Here is a 12,399-nt window from a genome sequence, read left to right as displayed (position 1 = left end):
TAGATGTTGCTAGAATTTACTAAAATGCATGGTCTAGGTAATGACTTCATGGTGGTTGATTTAATCAGCCAACGTGCTTATCTAGATCCTGTCATGATTCGCCGGTTGGCTGACCGTAATTTTGGCATCGGTTTTGATCAGTTATTAATTGTTGAAACACCAGACCATCCGAACGTGGATTTCAAATATCGCATTTTTAATGCGGATGGTTCTGAAGTTGAGCAATGTGGCAATGGGGTTCGTTGTTTTGCCAAATTTGTTCATGATCGTCATTTAACCAATAAAACTAAATTCAAAGTGCAAACAAAGGCGGGGATCGTCGAGCCTGAGTTGGGTGCGAATGGATGGGTGCGTGTGAACATGGGGTATCCGAAGTTCTTACCGAACCAAATCCCATTTCTAGCAGAAGCGCCTGCTGCTTTATATGATTTAGCTTTAGCGGACAATGAGACGATCAGCATCGATGTGGTTAATATGGGAAATCCGCATGCAGTGACCATTGTGCCAGACGTGTTAACTGCTGATGTTACCAAAATCGGCCCGCAAGTGGAGTCGCACGAACGTTTTCCTGAGCGTGTAAATGCTGGATTTATGCAGATCGTTGATGAAAAACATGCTCGATTACGAGTTTTTGAACGTGGTGTGGGAGAAACATTGGCTTGTGGTACAGGTGCATGTGCTGCTGCTGTCTCAGGTATGCGCCGTGGTTTATTGTCTAGCAATGTGGAAATCGAACTTGCCGGCGGTAAATTGCTGATTGAATGGAAAGAGGGAGATGTAGTTTGGATGACTGGTCCAACTGCAACGGTTTATGAAGGTCGTCTGGATCTTCGCTATTTTCAATAAAGCTTATTTCCTGACTAAAAAGCCCTGAAATTCAGGGCTTTTTACTTTATGATTTGATGGAATGCCCACGAGTATTGATGACTAGACATCGATTCAACAGAGAGAAAGCCAAATGCAATATGGCGCAATGCAATTGCTGTCAATGTGGTTGAAAGAGAGAAAGATTCAAAATCAATCTGAGCATACGCTTGAGGCGTATTTTCGTGATGTATCTGGTTTTATTGACTTTTGTTATGAAAAGAAAATTGAATTAAATCAAGTTGAAGCATCTGATTTACGAGAATATATGGCTTATAAGGTTGAACAACATCAACTCAACAGTGCAAGCTTACAACGTCATTTAACAGCCATTCGTCAATTCATGAAATGGGCTGTGGAAGGGAAATATCTATCGAATAATCCCATTCATGATTTTAAGTTAAAAAGACAGCCAAGGCCTTTGCCGGGTATGGTTGATGTCGAAACGATTCAGCAAATTTTGGATCAATCTGCACCTGAATCCTCTCAAGATCATCTCTTGTGGTTAAGGGATAAAGCTATTTTGGAGCTGCTTTATTCAAGTGGTTTACGATTAGCCGAAGTGCAAGGATTGAATATTCGAGATATCGATTTTACACGACAATTACTTCGAATTACAGGTAAGGGAAATAAAACTCGGGTTGTTCCTTTTGGTTTGAAAGCGAAAACGAGTTTAATCGAATGGCTTAAAGTCCATCGTATCTGGTGTGGGGAAATTGAGTTAGATTCCCCAGTTTTTATTACTAAAAAAGGGAATCGATTGACCAATCGACAGATTGAAAATCGAGTCAAATTGCAAGCACAGAGAGCGGGCGTAAATGTGGATTTACATCCTCACTTATTGCGACACTGTTTTGCTAGTCATCTGCTTTCAAACAGTGGTGATTTACGAGCAGTTCAAGAAATGCTAGGTCATAGTAATCTATCTACGACACAAATTTATACTCAGTTAGATTTTGATCGTTTGGCACAAGTTTATGACAAAGCTCACCCTCGGGCGCAGAAAAACAATTAATTGTTTCGACCAAAGTTGACTGAAGAAACGTATAAAATCATTTTTTAAAATATCATTTATAAGGTATAAGAAAGTATAAAACTTAAGCGTTCAACATTTATTCAATAATCACTATCAATCTAAGGATTAATTTAAGGATAAGTTAGGTCAAATCATGATTGACAATATTGATCAAAAGTATCAGCAACTCTCTTCAGCACAAAAAGACATCTTTGCAGGCTATGGTTTACGTCAGGTGAAACATTTTGTGGAAATCAATCTCCCGACGATAGAAGCTGCACTACCGAACAATGCCTATGTGCAGGGTATTAATACTGAAGGAAAAATCCAAGCGATTGATCCAGTAGCATCTAAGACCTATCTGTGGATTTCTGATCAGCAATGGCAAGAAAGATCTATTGCAGATCAAGGTGTAGATTTAAAAGAAGATTTTATTGAAGTTTGGAAAATTTTTGAATTAGAACAATATCCTATTATTGAATTGAGTCACGTCCATCGTGATTACTTGGCGGCGCTCAATCAAGCTTGAAAAAATTGATTTAAAAAACAGGGCTAATAATTTTAGCTCTGTTACTTTATAGAAAATTAAATTTACCTGTTTCCAACAACTCAATACATAAAGATAAAAATATTGATTAAATAATAATCAATTTTGTTTCATATATTTATTCTGCCCATTCGATTCAGTCAAATTCTTTACACTTGTCTAGTAATTTTGATTTTTTTTGGAGAGGGGTAAATGATTAAATTTCATGAAAATAATATCCATGCCGCCATTTTTGATATGGATGGCACAATGTTTGATACGGAGCGACTTCGTTTTCAAACGTTGAAGCAAGCATCATTAGAGCTCATTGGAGTCGAATTTACCGACGCCTATTTATTATCTTGTTTGGGTTTAAGTGCTCGTAGTGCCGAAAAACTGGCAAATCAGCAATATGGTCAAGAAGTACCGTATGCGGAAATTAGAAAGCGAGCAGATCAGCTAGAACTTGAGCATGTAAGAAAATACGGAGTGCCGATTAAATTTGGACTCATGCAAGTTCTTGAACGTTTAAGAAAGTCCAATCTGAAAATGGCAGTAGCGACTTCGAGTCGACGTGAAATAGCTGAAGAGTATTTAATCAATGCCAATGTATATAAGTTTTTCGACATTATCGTATGCGGCGATGAGGTTGATAATGGAAAACCACACCCAGAAATTTTCTTAAAAGCTGCTGAGCAACTGAACATTGATCCAACTTTATGTTTAATGTTTGAAGACTCAGAAAATGGAGTGATGTCGGCGTTTGAAGCGGGTGGATTAACGGTATTGCTTCAAGATATCAAAGAACCTAATTCAACCATGCTCGAAAAAGCAAATTTCTTTTACGAAAGCATGCATGATTTTCTGGAAGATTTAAATCAATTTACACCAAAATTAAAAATGCCTGCTCTATTTGACTCTTTTCCTCAGACTTTAAATCAGCATGTCGTGGGGATACATGGTTTTGGGGCAATAGGTGGTGGCTATATTGCCCAAGTATTGTCTCATTGGGATGGATATACTCGACCAAAACAAATCTATGCTTCAACGCGGAATTCACTCTATAGAAATAGTGTGAATACTTTTGGTGGTTACAGTATTCGTTATGGGCAACACTCTCATGACGAGCGAATAGACAATATAAACGTCATAGATGCATCAAATATTGAAATGATGCAGCACATGTATATTGAATCAAGTTTAATTGCACTGTGTTTACCTGAAAAGGCAATCGAGCAAGAGGCTAAAACCATTGCTCAAGGGTTGTATGCGCGTTATATCCATTTTGAAGAACAATTGAATCCTCTAACAGTTTTAATTGTTTTAAACAAAGTAGGCGCAAAATCATTAATTGAGCAACAGATTTGTAGTGCTTTGCATGAAATTACGGATGCGAAGACAGTCAATATCATCATGTCGCAGCATTATTTTTGCGATACAGTAGTCAATCGAATGGTAGCGAAAATTACAGATCAAAAACTATTTAGACAGTTAAAAATCAAATACAACATTTTTAGACATGTGCAGGATGAGCATGATTTAGACGTGACGGATGTGGATGAAGGGACGCGTTTAAATGCTGAACAAGAACAATTGGCTACACAGTATATTGACGATCTATACGAAAAATTCAAATCGGCGCATATTCTACAAAATCTAGAATTGATCTTATTTCATGCCGAAACAGATATGCCACTTTATGTGGAAAATAACAGTCCTTTATTGGCAAAAATGCGCCAAATGATTCTGGTTGAAGAAATTGAAGAGATACAGTTAATCAAAAATCGCATGTGGAATGGTGTGCATGCAATGACAGCATGGGCTGCAAGTTTTCGACAATATGAAACGATCGGGATAGCACTGTCTGATGAGCAAATTTCTAAATTTATGTTGGCAGTACTCCATGAGGTTAAAGTTGGATTAAAGGATCTACTACCACATCGAAAAGAAAATTTAGAATTGTTGGCGAAGAGTTTTATCGACTCTTGTGAGACGGCTTATAAAGACCCGTGTGATCGAGTGGCACGAGACCCATATCGTAAGTTAGGTTTTGGTGAGCGGGTACTATCTTCATTGGCATACAATTTTCAACGTGGTAAGCCTTATCAGGAAATTTTCAAAGGGCTTGTATTGGGTTATGCATACGTTATATTGAAGAAAAATCAACGACTTGAAGGTGTGATTCGGCATTTTGCTCAGCAACTTAGTCTAACTGAATTGGAACTTGAGGATCAATTGTATTTACAGGAAGAGCTGAAACGAAGACTCAAAATTTGTGATCCTAAATTGAGTGAATCAGTGGATCAGCATGTACTTTTAGAAAAAATTTTGAATGAAAAAATCGAGGTTGAAAAAACTTAAAGCATTGAACATTTAACTTTTTAACTAGATCAAATTGGATAATCGGTCCGATCTGAAAAGTCAGTCGGATCGATTGCTTTATGGTATTAAATTGATTGCAGGGGCAGTTGATAGCTTTGTTTAATGATTTGACTGGGTAAATCCGTTTTCACACTGGTAATGCCATTTTTTTTGGTTAAGTGTTCTGACTGAAATTTACGATAGTTCTCCAAATCAGGTACGACAACTTTTAACATCGCATCACATTCGCCCAAAATAATATAGCACTCCATGACTTGAGGGAGTTCTTTCATCGCCTCAATAAAAGTATCGATGGTTTCAGCGTCTTGTCCCACCAACCAAATACGCGAAAATAGAATAAGTTGTAATCCGATTTTTTGAGGATCAACAATGGTTGTGTATTGCTGGATGACTCCAGCCTCTTCGAGAATTTTTACGCGTCTTAAACAAGAGGATGGTGATAAGCCAATCTCTTTGGCTAAATCATTATTTTGAATTCGACCGTTGGTTTGAAGTTCATGAATGATACTTTTATCGATACGATCTAATTTAACTGAAATTGATTTAGATATTATTTTCATATGTTAGAATTAAATTCTAAAAATTAAATAATAAATAGAATATTTGAAATCCTATTTTATGTAAATTCGAAGATACTTTTTTTTCATTTTCATTAATGATGGAAGAAAGAAAATGTCTACCTATTGGTTATTTGCTTTGACAGTTATCCCTCTTATTTTTACGCCTGGTCCGGATATGTTATTTATTCTGTCACAGGTAATGGGTAAAAATGCGAAAGCAGGCGTTATGGCGACTTTAGGGGTGTGTTTAGGTTATTTCGTCCATTCTTTTTTAGTCGTTGTGGGTATTGCGGCTATCATTATTTCTTTCCCTATTATTTTTGAAACGATTAAATGGTTAGGAATCTGTTATTTGCTTTATTTGGCATTTAATTTGATTCGATCTGCGCTTAATCACAAAAATATTGAAATTAAACAAAGTCAGGTCAATAGTCCGATTAGACGCGGTTTTATAACATCCTTACTTAATCCTAAAGGTATGCTTATTTATTTTGCGATTTTGCCTCAATTTATTAACCAGCATACCTCTTCGATTATGGGACAGGGGATTGTCTTATCCCTAATCTTTATTGGATTATGCTTAATTATTTATTCATCATTGAGTTTTGTATTTGCATTTTTGACACAGAAAACAGGGATAAATGAAAAACGTCAAAAATGGATTGATGGTGGTTCGGGAGTGATGCTTTCATTGGCAGCAACATGGCTCATTGTGAATTAACATTAAAAAAACGCAAACTAATGTTTGCGCTTTCTATTCAAATAGAATTAACTTTGGTTAAATTATACTCAAAAAGAATAGCTGTTATTGTAATTTTTGCTGTCTGTTATGACATTTTTTACCTCAAATTTGGTGACTCACGCCAACGCTTTTCAACGTAAAATAAGAGTCTACAGCATCAATTCAACTGATGTAGTTAATAAATTAAAAAAATATTAAAAATCAAAGTTTAATTTTTTACAAAAAATATTGAAAAGCTGACAAATTTATTAACAAAATAATTTTGTGAACGCTCCGTTCAACGAAAATTACGCTTTTTTACAGCAGTTTTGTGAATTGTGACTTGACCGAAATGCCAAACACATTGCAAGATAGGACACCTAAAAATTTTAAATGAAGAGTTATTATAACTTTTCTGAATATTTACTTCTGTTAAAACAGCCGAGGATTACATGAAGGCTCTTGTTGCTGTAAAACGTGTGGTTGATGCCAACGTTAAAGTTCGCGTAAAGCCGGACAATAGTGGGGTTGACCTTGCCAACGTTAAAATGTCAATTAACCCATTCTGTGAAATCGCAGTGGAAGAAGCGGTTCGCTTAAAAGAAAAAGGAGCTGTTTCAGAAATCGTTGTTGTTTCTATTGGTCCTAAAGAAGCGCAAGAACAAATCCGTTCTGCAATGGCGCTTGGTGCAGACCGCGGTATCCTAGTTGAAGCTGATGATAGCCAACTTGGTGCTTTAGAAGTTGCGAAGATTCTTAAAGGCGTTGTAGACGCTGAACAGCCACAACTTATCCTTCTTGGTAAACAAGCAATTGATGATGACTCTAACCAAGTTGGTCAGATGCTTGGCGCATTACTTGGTGCTGGTCAAGGTACATTTGCTTCAGAAGTTAAAGTTGAAGGCGATAAAGTACAAGTGACTCGTGAAATCGACGGTGGTTTACAAACTGTTGAACTAGCACTTCCAGCGATCATTACGACTGACTTACGTTTGAATGAGCCACGTTATGCGGCGCTTCCAAACATCATGAAAGCACGTAAAAAACCGCTTGATACTAAATCTCCTGCAGATTTTGGTGTTAATCCTGCAACTAAGCTTAAGACTGTTAAAGTTGAAGCGCCTGCTGAACGTAAAGCTGGTGTTCAAGTGAAGTCTGTTGATGAGCTTGTTGAAAAACTAAAAAATGAAGCGAAAGTGATCTAATACAGAAGGATAAAAATCATGAGTATTTTAGTAATCGCTGAGCACGACAACAAAGCACTTAACGGTGCAACTTTAAACGTTGTAGCTGCGGCTCAAAAAATCGGTGGTGATATCACTGTATTAGTTGCTGGTTCAGGCGCTCAAGCAGTTGCTGATGAAGCTGCTAAAGTTGCTGGTGTAAGCAAAGTTCTTTTAGCTGACGATGCTGCATATGCAAACCAATTGGCTGAAAATGTAGCGAAGCTTGTTGCTTCAATTGGTACAGGTTATTCACACATTCTTGCGGCGTCTACAACGACGGGCAAAAACGTACTTCCACGTGCTGCAGCACTTCTTGATGTAAGTATGATTACTGACATTATTGCAGTTGATGGTCCTAAAACTTTCAAGCGTCCAATCTATGCTGGTAACGCGATTGCAACTGTAGAGTCTGGTGAATCAGTTGTTGTTGGTACAGTTCGTGGTACAGCGTTCGATGCAGTTGCTGCTGAAGGTGGATCTGCTGCGGTTGAAGCTGCAACTTCTACTGGTGATGCGGGTATTTCTAAGTTCGTATCTGAAGAAATCGTAAAATCAGAACGTCCAGAATTAACAGCAGCTCGCATTGTTGTATCTGGTGGACGTGGTGTAGGTTCTGGTGAGAACTACCATAAAGTACTTGATCCATTAGCTGATAAGCTTGGTGCAGCTCAAGGTGCATCTCGTGCAGCAGTAGATGCTGGTTTCGTTCCAAACGATATGCAAGTTGGTCAAACGGGTAAAATCGTTGCGCCAGACCTTTATATTGCTGTAGGTATCTCTGGTGCGATTCAGCACTTGGCAGGTATGAAAGATTCTAAGGTGATCGTTGCGATCAACAAAGATGAAGAGGCTCCAATTAATGCAGTAGCTGACTACTGGTTAGTAGGTGACTTAAATACAGTGGTTCCAGAATTAGTTTCTAAAATCTAATTCAGCATTGCTGTACGAATGCTCTGATCGAGTAATGATTCATTTCATTTTACTTGGTCAGGGCATTTTTATATTTAATCATCAAAAAAATCTCATAAAACAAAATTATAGATTATTCTCATCAAGGGATCAGAATTTACCGTTTTATATGTTTTTTGTAATTGTGATATGATTCGCCATCATTTTTTAAGCTCATTCATACTTTCAATGTATTGATGAGGGAGTTTGTGTTTTGCTGGTCGACACCCGAATAACATTACCGCTTGTTCTAATCGCGGTCTCATGTTTAATTTTTCCATTATTTAATCAAGTCCATTTCAATGTGTTTGGTATGGAAGACGTGCGTCTGATTGAAAATTTACAGGCTCTTTTATTGTTGTCCTTTGCAGCTATTAGCTATTTTTACATAAAGCCTTTACAGCTTAGAGAAGGTAAGAAAGAGTTTTGGCTTTGGGCTGTTTGCTGGTGGGTTTTATTGTTTGGTCGTAGTACCAGTTGGGGGCGAGATTATTTCCCTGATGTCCCAAAAATCTATTTTCGAGGTATCTCAATTGTATTGATTGGGTCTGTGGTTTTTCCACTATTGAACCAAAAATTACGCACAGAGATTGTGAACAAGTTTAAGACAGCTATTATCCCAGTTTGGGCCTTGGTTTTGGCTGTGATTGGGCTCGTTGTTTCTGATGCGATAGAGCATCATCGCTTTATAGGGATGCTCCTGCTCACAGAAAATAGTAATGAAAGCTTACTCGAAGAGCTGTATGAGTTTCCGTTGATTTTAAGCTTATTTGCAATTTCTTTTAGTTTAATGAAAGCGGACAAGCGCGAACTTCATCATTGAAGAATATTCATGTATTTATAAAGATCCTTACGAGGATCTTTTTTTATGTATAAGTAGCAAAAAGTGATTTTTATCATTCATTTTAGAGTAATACTGTTTAAGAATTTTGTGTTGAAAATTTAGTCATTTTTATGAATAAAATTAAACAGATCATCCATAAAATTTAGGGACAAAAATACGGATTTGTGCTATCATTTTCGGCTGAGTTTTAGAATTTAGCTCCATAGATTTTGAGCTAATTTTTTGCAAGATTGATTATATAAATCGAGCAGTTTCTTCAAGCTGTTTGTAATAAGGAGTATGCATGAGCGTATCGGAAATTCGACCGATTGCCATTGAGGATGAACTGAAGAGCTCATATCTCGACTATGCTATGAGTGTCATTGTCTCTCGTGCACTACCAGACGTTAGAGATGGTTTAAAGCCAGTTCATCGCCGTGTTCTTTATGCGATGCATGAGCTTGGAAATGATTATAACAAAGCTTACAAAAAATCAGCGCGTGTCGTTGGTGATGTAATCGGTAAATACCACCCTCATGGTGACTTTGCTGTATACGAAACAATCGTTCGTATGGCACAAGATTTCAGTTTACGTTATCAGTTGGTTGATGGTCAGGGTAACTTCGGCTCTGTTGATGGTGACAGTGCGGCAGCAATGCGTTATACCGAAGTGCGTATGCGTAAATTAACGCATGAACTGTTAGCTGATTTAGAAAAAGATACAGTAGAGTGGGAAGATAACTACGACGGTTCAGAGCGTATCCCACAAGTTATGCCAACTCGTGTACCAAATTTACTCATTAATGGTGTCACGGGTATTGCTGTCGGTATGGCAACCAATATGGCGCCGCATAATATGACTGAAGTGGTCAATGCGTGTTTAGCCTATGCCAATAATCCGAATATCAGCATTGAAGGATTGATGGAACATATTTCGGGTCCAGACTTTCCTACAGGCGGTATCATTTACGGTAAATCAGGTATTGTTGATGCTTACCGTACTGGTAAAGGTCGTTTATTTATTCGTGGTAAGTACCATTTAGAAGAAGACCAAAAAACAGGTCGTACGACGATTGTATTCACTGAAATTCCATATCAAGTGAACAAAGCAAAAACGATTGAACGTATTGCTGAACTTGTGAAAGAGAAGAAGCTCGAAGGTATTTCAGAGTTACGCGACGAATCTGATAAAGAAGGGATGCGTATTGCAATTGACTTAAAGCGTGGCGAAAACGCTGAAGTAATTGTCAATAATCTATTCCAAAACACTCAGCTTCAAAATTCATTCAGTATTAATATGGTTTGCTTGGATAATGGCCAGCCAAAGCTGATGAATTTAAAAGACATCATTGCTGCTTTCATTCGCCATCGTCAAGAAGTTGTAACACGTCGTACGATGTTCGAATTACGTAAAGCGCGTGAACGTGGTCATATCTTGGAAGGTTTAACGGTTGCTTTAGCAAATATAGATGCCATCATCGAAACCATTAAAACCTCTGCGAATCCGCAAGAAGCACGTGAACGTTTGCAAGCAGGGGAATGGTCTGCAGGGGGCGTAGTTGCTTTATTAGAAAAAGCGGGTTCAGTTTCTGTTCGCCCAGATGAAATTGAAGGCGAAGATCCTAATAAACCGTTTGGATTATCTGGCAATATTTATCGTCTCTCACCAACTCAAGTGGGTGCAATTTTAGAATTACGTTTGCATCGTTTAACTGGTTTAGAACAAGACAAGCTGCATGCAGAATATTCTGAAATTTTGGCACAAATTGCAGAGTTGACAGCAATTCTTAATGATTTTGAATTGTTGATGAACGTGATTCGTGAAGAGCTTGCACTTATTCTTCAGCAATATGGTGATGAGCGTCGTACTGCGATTGTAGAATCTCGTGTAGATTTCTCTCGTGAAGATTTAATTCCAGAAGAGCAAGTTGTTCTAACGGTTTCTCAATCAGGCTATGCGAAAACACAGCCACTTTCTGATTATGCTGCGCAACGTCGTGGTGGGCGTGGTAAATCAGCAACGTCTATGAAAGAAGATGATTACATTCAACATCTGATTGTGACATCCAACCATGCAACAGTTTTATGCTTTACCAATGTCGGCAAAGTCTATCGCTTAAAAGTTTTTGAAGTGCCTCAAGCTTCTCGTGGTGCAAAAGGTCGTCCTATGGTGAACTTATTGCCATTAGATGAAAATGAGACAATTACTGCTATTCTGCCAGTGATTGATGCACCAAAGAAATTTAAAGAACGTCTAGCGGATTTCCGTCAGTTTGTTAAATCTCATCAAGCTCAATTGCAGCAAAATGAAATCATTGCTGCACACTATGATGCATTAGAAAAATCATTTGCTGATCTAGCAGATGGTGACGATCTATCAGACGAATTGCGTACGCATCTGAAAGAGCTAGGTATTGAATTATCAACTACAGATCTTGATGATGAAGTAGTTGCTGAATTTGCTGAGCTTGCAGAAAACTTACGTAAAAACTTCTATGTCTTTATGGCAACGGAATACGGTACGATCAAGCGAGTTGAACTTGAGCAGTTCTCTAATGTACGTTCAAATGGTTTGCGTGCAATCGAGTTAGCTGGAGATGACCGTCTAATTGGTGTTGCGATTACGGACGGTGAACAACAAATTATGTTGTTCTCGAATGAAGGTAAAGCGATTCGATTTGCAGAAACTGATGTGCGTGCAATGGGTCGATCTGCGAAAGGTGTACGTGGTATGCGTGTCACCATTGGATTGGCACAAGCGGAAGAAACTGAAGACAATGATTTAGATTCAGAAGATGAAGATACGGATTCTAATTTCATAAGCCGTATTGTTTCATTAGTCGTTGTTCCGGAAACAGGTGAAGTGCTTTGTGCTTCAGCAAATGGTTACGGTAAGCGTACGCCAGTGGATGACTTCCCGACCAAGAAACGTGGTGGTAAAGGCGTCATTGCGATCAAGACATCTGATCGTAATGGTGAGCTGGTTGGTGCCGTAGCGATCGATGTCAGTAAAGAAGTCATGCTGATTTCTGATGGTGGTACGCTAGTACGTACTCGTGCATCTGAAATTGCTCAGACGGGTCGTAATGCACAAGGTGTACGTTTAATCCGCTTAGGTGAAAACGAGACATTGGTTGGTGTTGAAGCGATTGAAGCTGTAGAAGAAGATGAGTTTGTTGAAGAACTTGATGCTGAAACAGTGAATGTTGAAAATGTAGAAACTGATGTGGTTGATGCTTCAGAACAAATGAACAATACCCCAGAAGAATAAATCCTTTGAAATATGAAAAAGGGCGCTTAGGCGTCCTTTTTTATCGACCAAGATTGATTAAGG

The 12,399-nt window shown here is 38.2% G+C and carries 10 protein-coding genes; 9 read left to right on the top strand and 1 reads right to left on the bottom strand.

Annotation, left to right across the window (positions count from 1 at the left end; all coding sequences use genetic code 11):
- Positions 1-3: 3 nt before the first annotated feature.
- From dapF to mtlD, 4 genes are all read left to right on the top strand, one after another.
- Complete coding sequence (gene dapF / locus FTV17_RS05385; protein WP_179998485.1) at positions 4-846, top strand: diaminopimelate epimerase; 843 nt, start codon at positions 4-6, stop codon at positions 844-846.
- Positions 847-958: 112 nt separating this feature from the next.
- A complete protein-coding gene (locus tag FTV17_RS05380; protein ID WP_179998484.1) occupies positions 959-1,879 on the top strand; it encodes a tyrosine recombinase XerC in 921 nt (306 codons plus the stop codon).
- A gap of 154 nt (positions 1,880-2,033) precedes the next feature.
- The gene (locus FTV17_RS05375; protein ID WP_179998483.1) at positions 2,034-2,408 is read left to right on the top strand and encodes a hypothetical protein; all 375 of its coding nucleotides are present in this window, start codon (positions 2,034-2,036) and stop codon (positions 2,406-2,408) included.
- 210 nt (positions 2,409-2,618) lie between these two features.
- Positions 2,619-4,766: a bifunctional mannitol-1-phosphate dehydrogenase/phosphatase gene (gene mtlD, locus FTV17_RS05370; protein ID WP_179998482.1), complete on the top strand. Its 2,148-nt coding sequence runs from the start codon at positions 2,619-2,621 to the stop codon at positions 4,764-4,766.
- 86 nt (positions 4,767-4,852) lie between these two features.
- Here mtlD and FTV17_RS05365 read toward each other — a convergent pair whose 3' ends face one another.
- Complete coding sequence (locus FTV17_RS05365) at positions 4,853-5,347, bottom strand: Lrp/AsnC family transcriptional regulator (protein WP_179998481.1); 495 nt, start codon at positions 5,345-5,347, stop codon at positions 4,853-4,855.
- 112 nt (positions 5,348-5,459) lie between these two features.
- On the opposite strand from FTV17_RS05365, the gene FTV17_RS05360 reads away from it, so the two are divergent.
- The 5 genes from FTV17_RS05360 to gyrA all read left to right on the top strand — a co-directional run bounded on the left by FTV17_RS05360 (position 5,460) and on the right by gyrA (position 12,336).
- Entirely contained in the window at positions 5,460-6,068 is a 609-nt protein-coding gene (locus FTV17_RS05360) for a LysE family translocator (protein WP_179998480.1), read from the top strand.
- 452 nt (positions 6,069-6,520) lie between these two features.
- The gene (locus FTV17_RS05355) at positions 6,521-7,273 is read left to right on the top strand and encodes an electron transfer flavoprotein subunit beta/FixA family protein (RefSeq protein WP_179998479.1); all 753 of its coding nucleotides are present in this window, start codon (positions 6,521-6,523) and stop codon (positions 7,271-7,273) included.
- An 18-nt stretch (positions 7,274-7,291) separates the two neighbouring features.
- Positions 7,292-8,224, top strand: coding sequence for an FAD-binding protein (locus FTV17_RS05350; protein WP_092765976.1), 933 nt, complete (start codon positions 7,292-7,294; stop codon positions 8,222-8,224).
- Between the two features lie 331 nt (positions 8,225-8,555).
- On the top strand, positions 8,556-9,065 hold the full coding sequence (locus FTV17_RS05345; protein WP_257219889.1) for a hypothetical protein: 510 nt from the start codon (positions 8,556-8,558) through the stop codon (positions 9,063-9,065).
- A gap of 304 nt (positions 9,066-9,369) precedes the next feature.
- Positions 9,370-12,336, top strand: a complete 2,967-nt coding sequence (gene gyrA, locus FTV17_RS05340) for a DNA gyrase subunit A (protein ID WP_179998477.1) — start codon at positions 9,370-9,372, stop codon at positions 12,334-12,336.
- Positions 12,337-12,399 lie beyond the last annotated feature (63 nt).

This window comes from Acinetobacter sp. YH12239 (assembly GCF_013417635.1).
GTDB lineage: Bacteria > Pseudomonadota > Gammaproteobacteria > Pseudomonadales > Moraxellaceae > Acinetobacter.
Note: the sequence above shows the minus strand (reverse complement) of the source record. Positions and strands in the feature narration are given on the sequence as shown.